The organism is Streptomyces lothianensis (genome assembly GCF_047779955.1).
In the GTDB taxonomy this organism is placed as follows: Bacteria; Actinomycetota; Actinomycetes; order Streptomycetales; family Streptomycetaceae; genus Streptomyces.
Genome location: NZ_JBLMKT010000007.1, coordinates 23,093 through 42,893 on the forward strand (window position 1 = coordinate 23,093; position 19,801 = coordinate 42,893).

Consider the following 19,801-nt stretch of genomic DNA (forward strand, 5'->3'; position numbering starts at 1 on the left):
GCACTCCGTGCTGCGGATCACTCTCTCGCGCGCGGGCGGCGTGGGACGATTCAGGGGTGACCGAGGTGTCGGCGGTATGCGTTCCCTATGCGTCCTATCTGCGCGTGTACGAGCCGCTGGCGGCCTTCGGGGAACGCGAGCGCGCCCACTGGCTGCGCTACGCGGAACGCGAGGAACACCCCTCCTACCAGGACGAACTGCGCCGCTCCCTGCGCGATCTGCTGACCGGCCCGCCCGTGCCGGTCCCCGTGCACGAGAGCGCCGACGCCTTCCTCGTATCTGTGGACGGGGTCCTGTGCGTCTGCCCGTGGCGGACCCGGCTGCGCAGCTGGCAGGCGCTCGGGGCGCTCGACGACGAGCTGCCGCTTCCCGTGCTCGACGCCGCGCTGCCGCCGGTGCTTCGCCGGCAGGCGGCCGCCGACTACGCCGACTGGCGCGAACGCAATCCCGACGCCCGCCCGTGGATCCGCTCGTCCGCCTGGCAGGTCCCGCTGAGCTGGTTCCTCCTCTTCTCCGACGAGGAACGGCGGTACGAGGAGAAGGGGACGTACGAGGAGAAGCAGGCGTACGAGGAGAAGCAGGCGTACGAGAGGGAGCAGGCGCACGAGGGTGAGGAGCCGGCGCGTGGTGCGGCGGACGCGCCCCTGCTGCGCTACCGCACTCCGATGGTGCAGGCCCGGCGACGTCTCGCCCGGGGGCTCAGGACGCTGCGCGAGCACTTCGACGAGGGGCCGATGGTCGAGGGGGTGACGGATCTCGGGCGTTGGCTCGAGGAGTTCCACCCGCGTTCACTCGTCGAGCTGGACTACGGCGGCCTGGTGCACACCCTCCCCTCCGATCATCTGGCGGACGACCACTCGGCCGCGGACGTGGCCGAGGGCATCGCGGCACTGCGCGCGGGCGACGGCGAGGAGGCGGCCGCCGCGTATGCACGGCTTGTGGAGCGGTGGCGGACGGTCCGCCTGCGGCAGTACGCAAGTTGACCAAATCGGGGCATCCTGGCCCCTCTCGGGTCTTTTGCGCATCTCGGTTGGGGCTATGGTCGGAGGACTGCGAGGACGTAGGTCCCGATCCGGGCCAAAGGGTCAAGGGTGACGGACTGCACGTACAGCGCCCTTGCGCCGTTCCCGGTGCTCCATGCCAAAATAGGACAAGGAGTCCGGGGAGGACTCTGTCCGCCCAACCTGGGGCGGAATGCTCGGCATTGCACTCTGATCGGGGGGTCTGATGACTTCTGATCACGCTGTGACTGATCGTCACGCCTGCGTGACTGTCCGCTATGGCACGGTCCATCGGCTTCCGTCGTTGATGGACACCTGAGAGGGCAATTCCATCGGTTTGGCCGACGCGGCTGGACGGATGGTGTAGTTGTAGTGCCGAGGACAAGCCGTTCGTCCTATAACCGACTCGACTCGCGTCCGCCATTTCGGGCAACGCGGGTCAAGGTGCAGAATTTAGAGGAAAGAACCGAGAACGATCGGTTCTCCCGAGGAGGCCGCTCATGACCGCTCGCACCCCTGATGCCGAGCCGCTGCTGACCCCGGCTGAAGTCGCCACGATGTTCCGCGTCGACCCCAAGACGGTCACGCGCTGGGCGAAGGCCGGCAAGCTCACGTCCATCCGCACGCTGGGTGGGCACCGTCGTTACCGCGAGGCTGAGGTCCGCGCACTGCTGGCGGGCATCCCGCAGCAGCGCAGCGAGGCCTGAATCACCCCTCAGCCCGCAATTCTGGGCCGTACCGGGTCCCCCAACCCGGCCGCAGCCCGCACATAGCTCCACACGACTCGGGTCACTGCCCCAACAGCGGCCCTGCCCAAGACATCGGGTGCGTCGTCGATCGCGCTGGACTCCGCCGGGTCCGGCGCGATCTTTTTTGTGCGCTCACGGGGGCGGGTGGCGTGGGTGCTGAGCGGAGCTGTTGGAGTCTGGGCGAGGTCCGGGGGTGTGACCGGGCCGCACTCGTCAGTAGGTGCAATTGCACATATTAAATTGACCTGTTGTAGGAGGGGTGTAAGTTCCGGTGTTCTGGAAACTTATTCGGTGACACCCGTCACACGACGTGCGGCTTGTGGCATACGCCTTACCTGGGGTAATGGCATCGCGGGCCGGAGGCGATGCGTTGACCCTCCCTCAGGGTCCCACCATGGGCCCCGACTTACCGGCGGCTTTGGTCATCTCCTCGAAGGACTTTCGTCCTGGGGGCAGGGCGCAGGGCGCAGGGAACACGCAGAAGGCCCGCACCTTGCGGTGCGGGCCTTCTTGCTGCGGTCCTGACGGGATTTGCTGTATCCGTGGCGGCTCCGTCGCGGGCGCGGCCTCCGGTTGGCTGCGTGCACGAGAAAGGCTCCGCATCGCATCGGATGCGGAGCCTCGACAGGCGGTCCTGACGGGATTTGAACCCGCGGCCTCCACCTTGACAGGGTGGCGAGCACTCCAAACTGCTCCACAGGACCTTGGTTTGCGGCGCTTGTTCCTTCGTTGCGCTGCGAGAAGAGACTGTACAGCAGTGCAGGCCCGGCGGTCGAACTCACTTGTTGCGACCGCGCCGCTACGGATCGAGGGGGCCGGACACCCCCTACGGAGCCGCCGCGTCCACCGCCTTCACGATCCGCTTGTCGGAGATCGGATACGCCGTCCCCAGGGCGTGCGCGAAGTAGCTGACCCGCAGTTCCTCGATCATCCAGCGGATCTCGCGCACCTGCGGCGGCACCGGCCGCCCCTGCGGCAACTGCTCCAGGAGCCAGGCGTACTCGTCCTGCATCTCGTGCACCTTCTCCATCCGCGCGGTGTCCCGCTGCGCGGACGTGGGCATCTGCTGCAGCCGCCGGTCGGCGGCCACGAGGTAGCGCAGCAGGTCCGGCAGCCGCCGCAGTCCGGCCTCGGTGACGAAGCCGGGCTTCACCAGGGCGTCCAGCTGGGTGCGTACGTCCTGGAGGTTGGGCAGCAGCGCCGCGCTCCTCGTGGACTTCAGGCGGCGCTCACAGGCCTGCCAGGCGGCGAGCACCTGCTGCACCTGGCCGACCGTGTGCACGGTGGCGTCCACGAGGTCGGCGCGGACCTTCTCGTACAGCTTCCGGTAGGACTCCTCGTCCCAGGCGGGCCCGCCGAAGCCCTCGATCAGCTTGTCCGCGGCGGCGGTCACGCAGTCCTCCACGAGCGCCGGGATCGAGCCGTGCGGGCTCGCGGAGAGCGTGAGCTTCTGCTGGTTCGTCAGCTTGCCGGAGGCGAACTTCGCCACGTTCACCGGGATGTTCAGGAGGATCAGCCGGCGGGTGCCGCGCCACATCGCCTGCTGCTGCTCGGTCTCGGTGTCGAAGAGCCGTACGGAGACGGAGGTGCCGTCGTCCACGAGCGCCGGGTAGGCCTTGACCGGCTGCCCTGCGCGCCGGGTCTCGAAGACCTTCTGCAGCGAGCCGATCGTCCAGTCCGTGAGGCCCTTGCGCTCGATCGACGGACCGCCGGAGCGTTCCGCGGTCGCGGCCGCCGCCTTGGAGATGGCCTGCCGCGCCTTGGGCTTGAGCCTGAGCCGCAGCGCCTCCAGGTCCTTCGCCTCGGCGAGCTTCCTGCGGCGCTCGTCGACGATCCGGAAGGTGATCTTCAGATGGTCCGGTACGCGGCCGAGATCGAAGTCCTCGGCGCTCACCGGCACCCCGACCATCGCCTTCAGCTCCCGCGCGAGGGTCACCGGCAGCGGCTCCTGAAGGGGCGTCGCCCGTTCCAGGAAAGCCTTCGCGTAGTTCGGCGCGGGCACGTAGTGGCGGCGGATCGGCTTGGGCAGCGAGCGGATCAGCTCGGTGACGACGTCCTCGCGCAGGCCCGGGATCTGCCAGTCGAAGCCCTCGTCGGTGACCTGGTTGAGCACCTGCAGCGGGATGTGGACGGTCACACCGTCCGCGTCCGCGCCCGGCTCGAACTGGTAGGTCACCCGGAACTTCAGCGAGCCCTGCCGCCAAGTGTCCGGATAGTCAGCCTTGGTGACGGCCTCCGCGGACTCCCTGATCAGCATCGAGCGCTCGAAGTCGAGCAGCTCGGGCTCCTCCTTCTGCTGCTTCTTCCACCACGAGTCGAAGTGCGCGCCGGAGACGACGTGCTCGGGCACCCGCTGGTCGTAGAAGTCGAAGAGAGTGTCGTCGTCGACGACGATGTCGCGCCGGCGGGCCCGGTGCTCCAGCTCCTCGACCTCGGTCAGGAGCTTGCGGTTGGCGGCGAAGAACTTGTGGTGGGTGCGCCAGTCGCCCTCGACGAGCGCGTTGCGGATGAACAGGTCACGGGAGACCTCCGCGTCGATCCGCCCGTAGTTGACCTTCCGCTCGGTGACGATCGGCACGCCGTAGAGCGTCACCTTCTCGTACGCCATCACCGCCGCCTGGTCCTTCTCCCAGTGCGGCTCGGAGTAGGTGCGCTTGACCAGGTGCTCGGCGAGCGGCTCGATCCACTCGGGCTCGATCCTCGCGTTCACCCGCGCCCACAGCCTGGACGTCTCCACCAGCTCGGCGGACATCACGAACTGCGGGGTCTTCTTGAACAGCGCCGAGCCGGGGAAGATCGCGAACTTCGCCGACCGTGCGCCCAGGTACTCGTTCTTCGCGCCGTCTTTGACGTCCTTCATCCCGACATGGGAGAGAAGGCCGGCGAGCAGCGACACATGCACCTGCTGGTCGGCGGCGTCGTCCTCGTTGAGATGGATGCCCATCTGCTTGGCGACGGTCCGCAGCTGCGTGTAGATGTCCTGCCACTCGCGGATCCGCAGGAAGTTCAGATACTCCTGCTTGCACATCCGCCGGAATGAGCTCGACCCGCGCTCGCGCTGCTGCTCGCGGACATAGCGCCACAGGTTCAGATACGCGAGGAAGTCGGAGGTCTCGTCCTTGAACCGGGCGTGCTGCTGGTCCGCCTGCGTCTGCTTCTCGGCCGGGCGCTCGCGCGGGTCCTGGATGGACAGCGCGGCCGCGATCACCATGACCTCGCGCACACATCCGTTCCTGTCCGCCTCCACGACCATCCGGGCCAGCCGCGGGTCCACCGGCAGCTGGGCGAGCTTGCGGCCCAGCTGGGTGAGCCGCTTGCGTACGTCCTTCTGCTTCGGGTCGAGCGCGCCGAGCTCCTGGAGCAGTTGCACACCGTCGCGGATGTTGCGGTGGTCCGGCGGGTCGATGAACGGGAACTTCTCGATGTCGCCGAGCCCGGCCGCGGTCATCTGCAGGATGACGCTCGCCAGGTTCGTACGCAGGATCTCGGCGTCCGTGAACTCCGGACGGGACTCGAAGTCCTCCTCCGAGTAGAGCCGGATGCAGATGCCGTCCGAGGTACGGCCGCAGCGGCCCTTGCGCTGGTTGGCGCTGGCCTGGCTGATCGCCTCGATGGGCAGGCGCTGCACCTTGGTGCGGTGGCTGTAGCGGGAGATACGCGCCGTGCCCGGGTCGATCACGTACTTGATGCCGGGGACGGTCAGCGAGGTCTCGGCGACGTTCGTGGCCAGCACGATCCGGCGGCCGGTGTGCGGCTGGAAGACCCGGTGCTGCTCGGCGTGCGACAGGCGCGCGTAGAGCGGCAGGACTTCCGTGAACCGGTACTTCTTCTTCTCTAGCGCATCCGCCGTGTCACGGATCTCCCGCTCCCCGGAGAGGAAGACGAGGATGTCGCCCTTGCCCTCGCGCTGCAGCTCCTCCACGGCATCGCAGATCGCGGTGATCTGGTCGCGGTCGGAGTCGTCCGAGTCGTCTTCGAGGAGGGGCCGGTAGCGGACCTCGACGGGATACGTACGGCCGGAGACCTCGACGATCGGGGCATCGCCGAAGTGGCGGGAGAAGCGCTCCGGGTCGATCGTCGCCGAGGTGATGACGACCTTCAGATCAGGGCGCCTGGGCAGCAGCTGGGCCAGATAGCCGAGCAGGAAGTCGATGTTGAGGGACCGCTCGTGGGCCTCGTCGATGATGATCGTGTCGTAGGCGCGCAGCTCGCGGTCCGTCTGGATCTCGGCGAGCAGGATGCCGTCCGTCATCAGCTTCAGATACGTGGAATTGCTGACCTGGTCCGTGAAGCGGACCTTCCAGCCGACCGTCTCGCCGAGCGGGGTGTCCAGCTCGTCGGCCACGCGCTCGGCGACCGTACGGGCCGCGATACGCCTCGGCTGCGTATGGCCGATCATGCCGCGGACGCCGCGGCCCAGCTCCATACAGATCTTCGGGATCTGCGTCGTCTTGCCGGAGCCCGTCTCACCCGCGACGATCACCACCTGGTGATCGCGGATCGCCTCGAGGATCTCGTCCTTCTTCTGGCTGACCGGCAGCTGCTCCGGATACGTGATCTCCGGCAGCGCGGCCCGCCGCTCCCGTATGCGCGCGGCGGACTTCTCCGCCTCACCGGCGATCTCGTCGAGCACCGCTTGGCGTGCCTCGGGCTTGCGGATACGGCGGGCACCCTCGAGGCGGCGGCCGAGGCGGTGGGCGTCACGGAGCGAGGTCTCGCCGTTCACGAACCTGGCGAGATCGTCGAAGGAAGTAGACATACGGACCCCAGGATCTCACCTGGCGCTCGGCGGTGGCGAACGCATTTCGGTCCGCTGTGTCCGCGTATGTATCCGTGTAGGGCACACTTGGGCCCCGGTCCGCCCGTGCGCCGAGGGGGCGCGGCCACGCCCCGCACGCCCGCACGCCCTGCGTACGTCCCTCCAGGAGACCTGCTCACTCATGTCCGCGAACAGCACCGCCGACAAGAACCCCCGCAGCCGCAACATCGTCATCGGCGCCGGTGTCGCGACCGCCGCCCTGCTGCTCGGGCTCTTCTCGTACACCGCGACCAAGCCCTCGCCCCCGGCCGCCAGGAGCAATCCGGTCGCCGAGGTCACCGAAGGACCGCAGGACGAGTCCCGCTCCCCGCTCGAAGCGCTCGCCCGCCGCGAGGGCGGCGATCCGCTGGCGGTCGGGGAGGCGGACGCGCCCGTCGTGCTCATCGAGTACGCGGACTTCCGCTGCTCGTTCTGCGGGAAGTTCGCGCGCGACACCGAGCCGAAGCTGATCGAGAAGTACGTGGCGGACGGGACCCTGCGCATCGAGTGGCGCAACTTCCCGATCTTCGGCGCCGAGTCGGAGCGCGCGGCGCGGGCCGCCTGGGCGGCCGGGCAGCAGGGGCGGTTCTGGGAGTTCCACGCGCTGGCGTACGCCGAGGACGCCAAGGAGAAGGGCTTCGGGGACGAGCGGACCACCGTGCTCGCGAAGGAGGCGGGCGTCGCCGACCTCGCGCGCTTCGAGAAGGACCGGGACGGCGAGGCCGCGGAGCAGGCGCTCACGAAGGACCGCGAGGAGGGCTACGGGCTGGGCGTCAGCTCCACCCCGTCCTTCCTGGTCAACGGCCGTCCCATCGCCGGCGCCCAGCCCCTGTCCGCCTTCGAGGAGGCGATCGAACAGGCGGCGGCCGCCAAGAGCGCGGAGGCCAAGGGCGGGGACCAGTAGTGCCCGGGATGGACATCGGCTACTTCGCCGCCTTCCTCGGCGGCCTCCTCGCCCTGCTCAGCCCGTGCAGCGCCCTGCTGCTGCCCGCGTTCTTCGCCTACTCGATCGAGACCTCGTCCCGGCTGCTGGCCCGCACCGGCATCTTCTACCTGGGCCTGGCCACCACCCTGGTCCCGCTGGGCGCGGCCGGCTCCTACGCGGGCCGCTTCTTCTACGGCAACCGGGACGCGCTCGTCCTCATCGGCGGCTGGCTGATCATCGCGCTCGGCGTGCTGCAGATCCTCGGCATGGGCTTCGCCTCCCGCCGGATGACCGAACTGACCGGCCGTATCCGCCCCACCACCGGCCTGTCCGTCTACGCCCTCGGCGCGGTCTACGGCCTCGCGGGCTTCTGCGCGGGCCCGATCCTCGGCAGCGTCCTCACCGTCGCGGCCCTCGGCGGGAACCCGGCCTACGGCGGCGCGCTGCTCGCGGTGTACGCGCTCGGCATGGCCGTCCCCCTCTTCGTACTCGCCCTCCTGTGGGAACGCTTCGAACTGGGCAGGCGCAAATGGCTGCGCGGCCGGACGGTCCAGGTGGGCCGCCTCGAACTGCACACCACGTCCCTCCTCTCCGGCCTCTTCTTCGTCACCCTCGGCGCCCTGTTCCTCGCCTTCGACGGCACGACCGCCCTCCCCGGACTCCTCGACGTGGACAGCTCGTTCACGGTCGAGCAGTGGGCACGGAGGGTGGGCGAGGCGGTTCCGGACTGGGCGGCGCTGCTTGCGGTGCTCGGGGTCACGGCGACCGTCCTCGCCGTACGGGCCCGGCGGCGTCAGCGGCGGGTATCGGGCCGTTCGCACACGGTCAACGGGTAGCCGGAGTCGCCTCCGGCCCACCGTGCCGAGCCTGTCGAGCCCCCGCCGCCGACGGCAGGCAGCCGGGCTCAGACGAGTTCGTAGAACCCGTCGCCGTCCAGATAGCGCGTGGTCAGCGCGTCGCGGGCGACGGTGGCCGCGACCTCGTGCAGGAGGTAGACCCGCAGCGGGAAGGTCCAGTCGTCGGTGGACGGGTGGAGGGTGTCGCCCGGATGGGCGCGGAACAGGACGTCGTGGAAGCTGTCCAGGGCGCGCAGCTCGGCCAGCCGGGGGTACGAGCGCAGGGTGCCGCCCCGGGGAGACACCATGTTGACGATGCGGGCGTGGCGGTCGACCCGGTAGTCCTCGTCGGCCGCGGCGAGAAAGGCGTCCGGGGCGGTACAGGCGTCGACGGTGAGGTCGAGCTGGCTGGTGCCGAGGGCGGCCGTCACCGGGACGTGAACATCGGCCCCGCAGACCCGCGCGCCCGTTTCGACCAGCCGAGGGCCCTGCGGCGTCAGCTTCAGTTCGGTGTGCGCGGGTCCGTGGGCGATACCGAGGGCGTCGAGTACCCCGAAGGTGTGCTCGACCAGACTGTCCTGTTCCGGTCCCCGCCGGGGCAGCAGCTCGGCGCCGGCGGCGAGCTCGGAGACGCCGTTGGCGCTCAGCGTGTGCATCTTCCAGATGTCGGAGACACGGTGGACGCCGTCGCGGCTGACCGTGTTGACGATGTACTCGTGGCCGACCAGGTACTCCTGGGCGAGCACGGCGTCGTTCGACTGGCCGAGCACGCTCGTGCTGCCGTGCAGGGAACGGAAGGCCGCCTCGACCTCCTCGGCCCCCGAGCAGTAGAAGACGCCGTCGCTGCCCGCGCTGCTCACCGGCTTCAGCACGACCTGGCCGCCGCCCACCTTCTCGTACCAGCGCAGCAACTCCTCCCGGTCCGCGGTGTGGAGCTGCTCGACGGCCGGGAGTCCGGCTGCCCTGACCGTTTCGATCATGCGGTACTTGTCGCGGCGGGCCGTGCTCAGATCGGTCCCGTTCGACGGCAGCCCGAGCCGCTCGCCGAGGGCGTCGGCCAGCAGGACCGCGCGTTCGACGCCGGGGACGAGGCCGATGACGCGATGCGCGCTCAGAGCCCGCAGCGTCTCGTCGAGGTCACCGCGGTGGACGAGGTGTGCGTCGAAGTCCTCGGGCCGGTAGCCGCGAGCGTAGTTGGCGGGGATGTCCGGCGTGCTCTGCAGGTGGACGCAGGCGTGACCGCGACTGCGGAAGATCGGTGCCAGACAGCGTGCACTGGCGTAGGCGTCGACGATGACGACCACCGGGGCGCTCGCAGTGTTCATGGGTTCCTCATGGGTGTGGTGGCTCGGTGAGCGGTCTCGGGGCGGGCTGGTGCGCACCGTGCGGATCAGGCCGGGTGATCCGGTGCCTGTGAATCCGAGGCGGAGGGGCTGGTCCGTACCCGCACCCGAGCGGCGGCGGCCTCGGCGCGGTGAGCGGCTTCCCCGGCATCGCGGCCCACCGCGATCACATCGCCGCACACCCGGTCGGCCGACCAGCTGACCTGCGGTATCACCATGCCTGGCTTCGCCTTCACGCCGAGGGTGACGCCTTCGAGCCCGTCGTCCGGCAGCTCGACCTCGGTCACCGTGCCGGGTTCGGCCGACAGGAACCGGATCGCCGCGCCGCCGAGCGGGGCCGGGACCTCGGCCTTCCAGGGTTCGAGTCCGAGCGGTACCGCCACCGCGGCGCGGACCAGGTCCACGCCGTAGGCGAGTCTGACCAGCTCGGGGATGTTGTCGCCGCCGGCCCGGTTGTGGGACTCGATGATCCGCAGCCCGTCGGCCGTGATCATGATCTCCGTGTGGGAGGGGCCCTCGACCAGGCCGACCACGTCCAGCAGGCGCTCGGTCAGCCGCACGATCTGCTCGCGGGTGCCCTCGTCGACGTCCGCGGGGACGGAGTGCCCCGATTCCACGAACCCGGAGCCGAGGAGTTTGTCGGTGACGGCGACGACGGTGTGCGCGCCCTCCACCGAGAAGCCCTCCACACTCACCTCGCGGCCGGTGAGGAACTCCTCCGCGAGCATCCGCGTGCGCCCGGCCGCCTCGACCAGCGACCAGACCTCGGCGGCCCGGTGCGCGGCCTCGACCTTGTGCACATCGCGGCTGCCGCCGTAGTCGAGCGGCTTGATGATGCCGGGCCCGCCGATCTCGTCGAGGAATCCGGCCAGTTCGGCCGCGTCGTGCACGACCCGGAAGCGGACCGGTGAGAGGTCCGCCTCGGCGAGCCGGCCGCGCATCGCGGACTTGTCCTTGAGCAGGGTGACCGTGCGCAGGGAGTTGCCGCCGAGCGCGAACTCCTCGTTGAGGCGGGCCGCGGCCACCAGACCCAGTTCCGCTGGGGAGAAGAAGCGCACCACGGGCAGCCGGGCGTGCAGGGCGCGTCCGGCCTCCAGGACGGCCTGCTGGTCGGCCAGGTCCACTTCGACCACCTCGACGCACCAGCGGCGTGCGGCCTCCGGGTCGTACATGCCGGGCTTGGCGAACTGGACGATTTCGCAGCCGAGTTCAGCGGCCGACTGCAGCACGCTGGGGCGGCCGCCAAGCAGGGCGATGCGCGGAGCCATCTCTCGTGCTCTCCGATCTGTTCGTGGGGGGAGGGAGGGAGGTGAAGGACGGGAAGGAGAGGGGGACGAGCCCGGGCCCCGGAGCCCGCTCGCCGGCCGGGAGGCGGTCACTGCTCGATGAGCGTCACGTTGTCCCCGAAGCGCATCAGCGGGCGGTAGTCGGCCGCGCGGGTGTGGCGCATGGTGCGCAGCATGGCGATGGCGCTGCCCGCGGCTTCGTCGTCCTGGATGATCGAGCTGTCGTCACCGACCAGGGTGGCGGTGATGGTGATGTGCTGCTCGATGTCCTGCAGATCCGCTTCGAGCAGCGCGTCCCGGGCCAGCGCGACCTCGGGGTCGTCGGCGGCGAGCTTCTCGAAGGAGTCGGTCCAGGTCCTGGCCAGCGTGCGCATGGCCTTGCGGAAGGCCTTGTGCTCCGGCTGGGTGCGTCCGGTGAGGGCGGCGGGGACGGCCGGCGGGCTCATGGTGGGCCGGACCTCGGCGTCGTAGCAGGGCGCTGACATGTCGCCGGAGTGCATCATCGCCGCGGTGAAGGCACGTACGTACACCGCCGCCTCGCGCAGGGCCCTGCCGGCCGCCTCCGTCTCGCCCTCCTCCCTGTTGACGAGGGCGCGCCTCACCGCCTCGGCCGCGGCGAGGTTGAGCACGAAGTAGAAGTGGTGGGTGATGACCCAGCGGGTCAGCTCGTCCTGGGCAGGCTCGACGGGGGGCGGCCCGGCGGGCGTCAGGGGCGAGGCGGGATCGCGTTCCGCCGTGCGCGGGGCGAGGCCGCGCAGCACCTGGATCATCGCGTGCACCTCCGCGGCCTGCTGGTTCAGCGTCAGGCGGGCTATGCGCAGGTCGGCCAGGGCGCGGGCGACGATGACGGTGACCTCGGACACGAGGCGGGCATCGTCCAGTTCGGCGGTGCGGACCCCGAAGTAGTCGTGGTTGGGGACGATCGGGGTGAGCGACGAGGCGTCCATCGGCTCCACCTGGGCGAGTTCGGCGAGCCGGGCGGCCGCCGTGACCGCGCCTTCCAGAGCCGTCCTGATCTCGGCCGGACGGGCTCCTTGCGGGTTGAGCAGTTCGGTGTGCAGGCCCTCCAGGGCGGTCACCGCGATGTCCAGGGACGCTTCCACGGGCGCGGCCGGCCGGGAGTTCGCACGGACCAGGTTGTTCGAGGGCAGGATGACGAGGGGGAGTTCGGGGCAGGCAGCAGACAAGTCAGACACCTCGGTGCGTCATGTGCGGGAACAGAGGAGGAGGCGGCGCGCGGCGGTCACGCCCGGGCGTGACCGCGGGCCTCGTTGAGGAACTGGCCGAGGTAGCCGTCGTGCGGCAGGTGCGGGTCCTGCCACCACCGGGTGACCGGGCCTTCGACGACCGTGCGCACCCCGGGCATGGCGAGGGCTTCCTCGACGAGCGAGGCGTCTTCGGTGAGCAGACCGAGAGCGAGCGAGTCGTCCAGGGCCGTCATGCCGTCGGTCCTGCGCCAGGGCGCCACCCAGGCGCAGGGAAAGGGAAGTTCGGTCGCGAGTGCCGGGTGGTCGGGGCGGTCGAGGAGGTACACCGAGGGGCGCAGTGCGACGGCCTGGCCTCCGACGGGCGCCAGCGGACCTTCCGGGAGGTGCGCGGCGACGAGATCGGGTGCGCTCCCGGCGGCGGAGGCGGCGGCCGCGCGCAGCGCCTCGGCCTCGCGCCGGGGCCGCACCGGCAGTACGGCGCGCGGGTCGGTGACCTGGTGGGCGGGGAGCGCGGCGAGGCGTTCGGCGAGCCGTTCCGCCAGCAGCCGGTGGTCGCCCGTGGTCAGGACGGCGGTCGTATTGGTGCAGCGCACTCCGCCGTCCCCGGCGATCTCGGAGACGAGATGGTCGAGGAGGGGCTCGTCGACCTCGGTGTCCACGAGGATCTTGCTGCGGCCCGGTCCGCGTACCAGCACCCGGTCGTTGCCGCGCAGCCGGGTGACGGTGGCCTCACTGCCGTAGACGAGGGCGAGGTCGCCCGTCTCGGTGAGGACGTCCGCGGTGGCGTGCCCGCCGGGGAGCAGACTGACGCTGCCGGGATGCAGGCCCGCGGTGAGCAGGGCGCGCACCAGGCGCAGCGGGGTGAAGGGGTCCCGGCCGCCGGGTCGTACGGCGACGCGGTAGCCCATGGCGAGTGCCTGGAGCCAAGCTCCGTGAGTGCCGGGGTGGTTGCTCGGTGCGATGACGGACAGCAGTCCGCCGCGGCGCACCCAGCGGGCGGTCTCTCCGGCGCCGGCCGGAACCTGGCGTCGGACCACTTCGCCGAGTGACTCCCCCTCGCGGGCCACGCGGTCCAGCACACCGTGCGCCACGGAGACGGGCACACCGGAGGCGAGCGCCTGGAGCCGGCAGTACTCCTCGGGGGACTGGCCGCCGAGGGTCGCCTTGGCGAAGAGCCGGCCCGCCTCGGCCAGGACGTCGAGACGCTCCCGGAGGTCGGGTTCCGGCGAGCGCCGCATGGCCTTGACCGTCATCCGGGCCACGAGGGGCGGGATCTCGTGCACGGTCGCCAGAGGTTCGCCGGTGACATCGTGCAGGACGCGGGTGTCGCGGGAGGTGTGTTCCTCGCCGGCACGCAGTGCGGGAACGGGTGATAACAGCACGCGATCAACTTCCTTGGATCCGGGCTCGGTTCGGATTCCCTCGCGTCCGGCCGGCGCCGGTGTCTCCGGGACCGACCGGACGTCGCGGAGGCGGTCCGGTCGGGCGGATGCGGTCGGGTCGGGGCGGACGCGCTCGGGTCAGAACGGCCAGCCGTCGAAGACCACGGCGCGGGAGGGCGCGGCCTCGACGTCCGCGATCTTGATGGGCAGCGCCATGAGCTGGACGACGGGGTTGGTGATGCGTCCGAGGTTCTGGATGTTCTCCAGGATCGGGATGCCGGCGGCGAGCAGCGCGCGGTGCACCTGGCCGCTGCGGTCGTCGGGCCTCTCGGTGATGCAGTCCATGCCGACCAGCGTGGTGCCGTTCTCGGCCATCCACTCGGCCGCCGAAACGGTGAGGTAGGGGGGCTTGTCCCAGTAGTCCTCGCGTCCGAGGTAGCGGTCGGGGTGGTCGGTACGGATCAGCAGCCGGTCCCCCTCCTGCCACACGTCGCGTACCGCCTTCTCCAGGTCCTCGCCCGTCACCGGGTCCAGGTCGCGCTTGTGGGAGAGGTCTGCGACGACCGCGCGGCCCACGAACGTGCTCAGCGGCACCTCGTCGATCTTCTCGCGGTCCTCGAAGAAGTGGTAGCCCGACTCCACATGCGTCCCATTGTGGGGGAATATGTCCAAATTGGAGAAGGTTCGGCCGATCCCGGACGGGTCGGTGGCCGGCGTCATGGCGCGCCGAATGTGGAATTCCGGATACCACGGGGCGTCATAGGAGGGCATGCCCTCGGACCAGCCCTGGCTAATGTCTATCAGCTGCACACCGCACTCCGTCACCTGAGTGGAATTCACCCCACCGGGGCGGCAGGGCCGGAGAGAACGTAACACGCCGGCGGGGGAAGTCCAGGGCGATTTAGTTAGCTGAAGTTTGAACGGAATGCGGAGTCTTTAATTCCGTGAGGCGGGAATCGGAATGGGTTGCTTCGCCGATTCATCCTTTACTTGAACTCACCGATTTATTACCGGTCCTTTGCATTCCGGATTCTGTGGTGACGTTATGCCTGGTTTGGGTGGTTGCTTTGTCGTGATGAGGTGCATGGGGGCCCTTGGTCCGCTAAGTGAGAGTGGGTGGCATCTGTCAGTCTTCCTTGGCAAAGGCGCATTATGCCGCTTCTGCCCGTTTGGATCTCCAGAAGTTCCTGCTTGCGACTCGGTGGCGGGCTCGGCTACTGTCGCCGTCGGCTCAATGAGGTAAGTGTTCGACTAGCCCATGGAAGGCCAGTTCCGTGATCGTGATAATGGATTCCACGGCGTCAAGAAAAAGTGCCGAAAAGGTCGCCGACACCCTTTCGGTGAATGGAATCGAAGCATTCTTAGTAATTCTGGGTGAAGCCCTCGTGCTTGTTTCGGAGAAGACCGGAACCCCGGAGTTGGTGGCCGAGCTCGACGATCTTCCGGACGTCGCCCGTGTCCTGTTGGTGCCCGGTCCGCAACGGCTCACCAGCCGCGTCTTCCGGGAGGAGAACACCCAGGTCCGCGTGGGTGAGAACGTCCAGACCGTTTTCGGTGGTACGGATTTCGTCGTGATCGCCGGCCCCTGCGCCGTGGAAAGCGCGGAACAGATGACCGAGATCGTCGATCTTGTGCGGTCGGCGGGCGCGATCATGCTGCGCGGCGGTGCGTTCAAACCGCGCACCTCGCCGTACAGCTTCCAGGGGCTCGGACTCGCCGGTCTCGCCCTGCTCGCCGAACAGCGCCGGCGCACCGGACTTCCCGTGGTCACCGAGGTCGTCACCCCGAAGGACGTCGAGTGCGTCGCCGAGGAAAGCGACATGCTGCAGATCGGCGCACGCAACATGCAGAACTTCGAGCTGCTGCGCGAAGTCGGCGCCGCGGGCAGGCCCGTCCTGCTCAAGCGGGGCATGTCGGCCACGATCGAGGAGTGGCTGCTGGCCGCCGAGTACCTGCTGCACAGAGGCAACGACGACGTCGTCCTGTGTGAACGCGGCATCCGCAGCTACGACCGCAGCACCCGCTTCACGCTCGACCTCAGCGCGGTGGCCGAGGCCAAGCGCCTCACGCACCTCCCGGTGATCGTGGACCCGAGCCACAGCACCGGCAAGCCGCACCTGGTCGGTCCGATGTCACTGGCCGCGGCCGCAGCCGGCGCGGACGGGCTCATCATCGACGTGCACAACGACGCCCGCTCCGCGCTCTGCGACGGCGCCCAGGCCCTCGACGGCGATCAGTTCGCGTCCGTGATGGCCCAACTGAGCCCGCTTCTGGACGCCGTGGGCCGAAGGCTCGCCCCGGCCGCCCAGCTCGCCTCGGCCTGACCGACCGACAGGAGACTCCAGCATGTCGAGCCCGATCCGCGATCCCTTCACCGCGGACCTCCCGCCGGAGGAGTTCGTTCCCGCCGCCATGCGGTGGCACTTCTCTCCCGAGACCGGTTCACCGTACTGGCTCAAGCGCGCCGACTCCCTCGGCTTCGATCCGCTCACCGACATCCGCACCTGGGACGATCTGGACCGCTTCCCCGATGTGAGCGAGGAGTGGCGCACCGTCCCCGTCGACGACCTCGTGCCGGCCGGAACCGCCGCCGAACCCTGGGACTTCCAGGTCTTCGACAGCGGCGGCACCACCGGATCGCCCAAGCGCATCGTCGAGTCCCGCTCCCGCCGCAACGGCGTCCACTGGGTCAGCGAGGTCCTCGCCGAACACGGGATACCCGGCCACGGCGGGGGGCACTGGCTGCACATCGGTCCCACCGGACCGCACATCGTCGGCCGGTCCGTCGGCCTTCTCGCCCAACTCCGCGCCACGTTCTGCCACTACATCGACTTCGACCCCCGATGGGTCAAGAGCTGTGTCCGGGAGGGCAGGGGCGAGGAGGCGGGTCGCTACGTACGGCACATCCTCGCCCAGGCCGGCGACATCCTCGCCACCCAGCCCGTCTCCGTGCTCTTCGCCACCCCGCCGGTGCTGGAGGCGCTCTGCGCGGACGACGCCCTGCTCGACCTCGTGCAGCGCAAGGTACGGGGGGTCGTCTGGGCGGGCACCAGCGTCAGCCCGGAGACCCTGCGCGCGTTCGAGGAGGAGCTGTTCCCCGACGCGGCCGTCGTCGGGCTGTACGGCAACACCATGATGGGCATCGCTCCGCAGCGCCCCCGCGAGAGCGACGACGCCCACCCGTGCGTCTTCGTCCCGTTCCACCCGTACAGCCGGGTCAGGGTCGTCGACCCCGAGCGGCCGACGCAGGAAGTGGCATACGGCGAACGCGGGCAGGCCCGCATCAGCCTGCTCTCCCGCGATCTCCTGGTCCCCTGGACGCTGGAGCGGGACTCGCTCATCAGGGTGGCCCCGACCACGCGCTACCCGCAGGACGGGCTCGCGGACATCCAGGTTCCCTCCGGTGACGCGGGCCAGGGAGTCATCGAGGGGGTGTACTAGGCATGGCCGTCGATACGGCGGCAGCACCCGCCGCCTTCACCCTCACCGCCGACGAACACGCCGACCTTGTCGCCGTCTGCCACGCGGGCGTCGAGCGGGCCCGCACCACCGGACGCCACGCCCTCGTCAGCTGGGCCCGGCCGTACGAACTCGCCGATCCCCTCGTGGCCTGGGCGCGAGCCCGCACGCGCACGGGCCGTTCCCTGTACTGGCAGTCGGCATGGGACGGCACGACCGTTCTCGCCTTCGGCAGCGCCCACGATCTGCGCGGCACCGGAGCCGACCGCCTGGCCACGATCCGTTCCGCCTGGACGGCGCTGGTGCAGGAGACCGTCACCGGCGGCATGTCCGGAGCAGGGCAGGGGCCCCTGGCCGTCGGCGGCTTCGCCTTCGCCGACCCCGCCGGCGCGGCTCCCGGCGCACTGCCGGAGGCCCTGCTGTGGGTGCCGTTGCTGCAACTGCGCCACACGGCGCCGGAATCGGCGGAGCCTACGGGCCTCGCGGGCCTCGCGGGCCTCGACCTCGCGGAACCGACCGGTCCCGCCACGGCCGAGTTACGACTCAACGCCCTGGTGGACGGCAGCGACGATCCCGAACTGCTGGCCAGGACGCTGACCCTGCGAGTCGGGCGCTGCCTCGCCGCCAGGGACACCGGCGCCCTGGACACCGGCATCCGGCACGCCGACGACCCGAGATCCGCCCTCCGGGCAGTCTCAAGTGTCGAAACCCCCGCGGCCGGTGAGTGGAAGGGCCTCGTCCGCAGCGCCACCGAGCGCATGCGGGCGGGCGACTTCGAGAAGGTGGTGCTCGCCCGGCGTCTGGACGTCACCGCCGACCGGGAGTTCGACGTGCCCGCGGCGGTCCGCCGGCTGCGGGAGACGTACACCGGCACGGCCGTCTTCGCCTTCGGGCACGGCGGCACCACGTTCCTCGGTGCGACCCCCGAGTATCTGGTCCGGGTCGGGAACCGGGAGGTCGAGGCGCTCGGCCTGGCCGGCACCACCCCGCGCGGGGCCGGGCCCGAGGAGGACCTGGCGTTCGAGGCCGAGCTGTCGGGCAGCACGAAGCTCCGGCACGAGCACGAGGTCGTGGTGCGGATGCTCAGCGACGTACTCGCGGAGTCCTGCGTCGACGTGACGGCCGGCACCGAGCCGCAGGTGCTGAAACTCGCCAACGTCCAGCACCTTTCCACTCCGGTACGGGCCCGCCTGCCCGAGGGCTCGGCGGAGGGAGTCCTCGGCCTCGCGGCCCGTCTGCACCCGACACCCGCGCTCGGCGGCCACCCCCGCGCCGAGGCACTGGACTGGCTGGCCCGCCACGAGGGATTCGACCGCGGCTGGTACGCCGGTGCGGTCGGCTTCACCGACGGCACCGGGAACGGACAGTTCGCCGTGGCCATCCGTTCCGCCCTGGTCCAGGGGCGCTCGGCCGCCCTGTACGCCGGTTGCGGACTCGTCGCCGACTCCGACCCCGACACCGAGTACGCCGAGACCTGCGCCAAGCTCCGTCCGATGCGCGCCGCCCTCGGCCTCGACTGACACCCGTCGTGGGCCCGGTGCCGCCCCGCGGGGCGGCACCGGGCCCCGTTCCCGTCCCCGGACCCGAGCCCACGGAGAACAGCCACCGTGCCCCTGGAGAACATCGTCGTCGTCGGCGGCGGGCTGGCCGGCGCGCACACCGCCGCCGCACTGCGTGCCCGCGGCCACGGAGGCGCGCTCACCCTCGTCAGCGCCGAATCCCATCCGCCCTACGACCGTCCGCCGCTCACCAAGTCGGTGCTGGCCGGCGGGGAGGAGGACACGACCTTCCCCACCGACTGGGCGGCGCTGGACGTCGACCTGCGCCTGGGCGAGCGCGCCGAGGCGCTCGACCTCCACGAGCATCGGCCGGGCGGCGTTCTGAAGACCACGTCGGGCTCGCTCGCCTTCGACGGGCTCGTCCTCGCCACCGGCTCGGAACCCGTCCGGCTGCCCGGTGCGGGACGCCAGCACGTGGTCCGCACCGTGGACGACGTCCGCGCGCTGCGTCCGCTGCTGCGCCCGGACACCCGGCTCGCCCTCGTCGGCGCCGGGTGGATCGGAGCCGAGGTCGCCACCGTCGCCGCCGCGCGGGGATGCCGGGTCACCGTGGTGGAGGCCGGCCCCGCTCCGCTCGCCACCGCGGTCGGCGAACGGGTCGGCGGGTGGACCGCGCCCTGGTACGCGGCGGCCGGCGTCACCCTGCGCTGCGACACCGCCGTCGCCTCGGTGGACCCCGGCGGACTGCGCCTGGCCGACGGTGAGTTCCTCGCGGCCGACGTGGTGGTCGTGGGCGTGGGCGCCCGCCCCGCCGTCGGCTGGCTCGCCGACAGCGGTCTCGAGATCGCGCGCGGGGTCGTCGTCGACGAGTCCCTGCGCACCGCGCGCCCCGAAGTGGTGGCGCTCGGCGACTGCGCCGCCTGGTGGTCGCGGCGCTACCGGCGTCATCTGGTGGTCGAGCACTGGGACACCGCACTGAAGTCGAGTGAACAGGCCGCCGCCGCGCTGCTCGGCGAAGACGTCCGCCACGACCCCGTGCCCTACTTCTGGTCGGAGCAGTTCGGCCGCACCGTGCAGTACGCGGGCGACCACCACGGCGCCGACCGGACCGTCCTGCGGGGCTCGCCGCAGGACCCGGCATGGACCGTGTTGTGGCTGGCGGGCGACCGTCTGTGCGCGGTGCTTGCCGTGGACCGGCCCCGCGACCTGCTGCAGGCACGCCGCGCGCTCGCCAAGGGCTGCGTCGTCGACCTCCCCGCCGCCACCGACCCCGGAACCGCGCTGCGCGACGCCCTGCGCGCGGCCTGAGAACCCC

The 19,801-nt window shown here is 70.5% G+C and carries 14 protein-coding genes and 1 tRNA gene; 8 read left to right on the top strand and 7 right to left on the bottom strand.

Features of this window, described 5'->3' with window-relative positions:
- The first annotated feature begins 56 nt into the window (after positions 1–56).
- Both ACLF6P_RS00525 and bldC read left to right on the top strand, forming a co-directional pair.
- Positions 57–983, top strand: a complete 927-nt coding sequence (locus ACLF6P_RS00525; RefSeq protein ID WP_415947256.1) for a hypothetical protein — start codon at positions 57–59, stop codon at positions 981–983.
- Positions 984–1,501: 518 nt separating this feature from the next.
- The gene (gene bldC, locus ACLF6P_RS00530; protein WP_003949541.1) at positions 1,502–1,708 is read left to right on the top strand and encodes a developmental transcriptional regulator BldC; all 207 of its coding nucleotides are present in this window, start codon (positions 1,502–1,504) and stop codon (positions 1,706–1,708) included.
- A 671-nt stretch (positions 1,709–2,379) separates the two neighbouring features.
- Here the strand turns inward: bldC and ACLF6P_RS00535 are convergent.
- A tRNA-Asp gene (locus ACLF6P_RS00535) sits at positions 2,380–2,454 on the bottom strand.
- A 122-nt stretch (positions 2,455–2,576) separates the two neighbouring features.
- Positions 2,577–6,509 (bottom strand): ATP-dependent RNA helicase HrpA, encoded by a 3,933-nt coding sequence (hrpA, locus tag ACLF6P_RS00540; protein ID WP_415947257.1) that lies wholly within the window; start codon positions 6,507–6,509, stop codon positions 2,577–2,579.
- A 181-nt stretch (positions 6,510–6,690) separates the two neighbouring features.
- Between hrpA and ACLF6P_RS00545 the strand changes: the two genes are divergently transcribed.
- Together ACLF6P_RS00545 and ACLF6P_RS00550 are read left to right on the top strand one after the other, a co-directional pair.
- Entirely contained in the window at positions 6,691–7,452 is a 762-nt protein-coding gene (locus tag ACLF6P_RS00545; protein WP_415947258.1) for a DsbA family protein, read from the top strand.
- An 8-nt stretch (positions 7,453–7,460) separates the two neighbouring features.
- Positions 7,461–8,309, top strand: a complete 849-nt coding sequence (locus ACLF6P_RS00550) for a cytochrome c biogenesis CcdA family protein (RefSeq protein ID WP_415947280.1) — start codon at positions 7,461–7,463, stop codon at positions 8,307–8,309.
- Between the two features lie 68 nt (positions 8,310–8,377).
- On the opposite strand, the gene ACLF6P_RS00555 is transcribed toward ACLF6P_RS00550, so the two are convergent.
- The 5 genes from ACLF6P_RS00555 to ACLF6P_RS00575 all read right to left on the bottom strand — a co-directional run bounded on the left by ACLF6P_RS00555 (position 8,378) and on the right by ACLF6P_RS00575 (position 14,338).
- A complete protein-coding gene (locus tag ACLF6P_RS00555) occupies positions 8,378–9,634 on the bottom strand; it encodes an ATP-grasp domain-containing protein (RefSeq protein ID WP_415947259.1) in 1,257 nt (418 codons plus the stop codon).
- A 65-nt stretch (positions 9,635–9,699) separates the two neighbouring features.
- Positions 9,700–10,920, bottom strand: a complete 1,221-nt coding sequence (locus ACLF6P_RS00560) for an ATP-grasp domain-containing protein (RefSeq protein WP_415947260.1) — start codon at positions 10,918–10,920, stop codon at positions 9,700–9,702.
- 107 nt (positions 10,921–11,027) lie between these two features.
- Entirely contained in the window at positions 11,028–12,125 is a 1,098-nt protein-coding gene (locus ACLF6P_RS00565) for a hypothetical protein (RefSeq protein WP_415947261.1), read from the bottom strand.
- Between the two features lie 56 nt (positions 12,126–12,181).
- The gene (locus ACLF6P_RS00570) at positions 12,182–13,528 is read right to left on the bottom strand and encodes an aldehyde dehydrogenase family protein (protein WP_415947262.1); all 1,347 of its coding nucleotides are present in this window, start codon (positions 13,526–13,528) and stop codon (positions 12,182–12,184) included.
- 138 nt (positions 13,529–13,666) lie between these two features.
- On the bottom strand, positions 13,667–14,338 hold the full coding sequence (locus ACLF6P_RS00575) for a cyclase family protein (RefSeq protein WP_415947263.1): 672 nt from the start codon (positions 14,336–14,338) through the stop codon (positions 13,667–13,669).
- 476 nt (positions 14,339–14,814) lie between these two features.
- Between ACLF6P_RS00575 and aroF the strand changes: the two genes are divergently transcribed.
- The 4 genes from aroF to ACLF6P_RS00595 all read left to right on the top strand — a co-directional run bounded on the left by aroF (position 14,815) and on the right by ACLF6P_RS00595 (position 19,794).
- Positions 14,815–15,852 (top strand): 3-deoxy-7-phosphoheptulonate synthase, encoded by a 1,038-nt coding sequence (aroF, locus tag ACLF6P_RS00580; RefSeq protein WP_415947281.1) that lies wholly within the window; start codon positions 14,815–14,817, stop codon positions 15,850–15,852.
- A 22-nt stretch (positions 15,853–15,874) separates the two neighbouring features.
- Complete coding sequence (locus ACLF6P_RS00585; protein WP_415947264.1) at positions 15,875–16,969, top strand: acyl-CoA synthetase family protein; 1,095 nt, start codon at positions 15,875–15,877, stop codon at positions 16,967–16,969.
- 2 nt (positions 16,970–16,971) lie between these two features.
- Positions 16,972–18,507 carry an isochorismate synthase gene (locus ACLF6P_RS00590; RefSeq protein WP_415947265.1) on the top strand — a complete coding sequence of 512 codons (1,536 nt, stop codon included), beginning with the start codon at positions 16,972–16,974 and terminating at the stop codon, positions 18,505–18,507.
- Between the two features lie 87 nt (positions 18,508–18,594).
- Positions 18,595–19,794: an NAD(P)/FAD-dependent oxidoreductase gene (locus ACLF6P_RS00595; RefSeq protein ID WP_415947266.1), complete on the top strand. Its 1,200-nt coding sequence runs from the start codon at positions 18,595–18,597 to the stop codon at positions 19,792–19,794.
- Positions 19,795–19,801 lie beyond the last annotated feature (7 nt).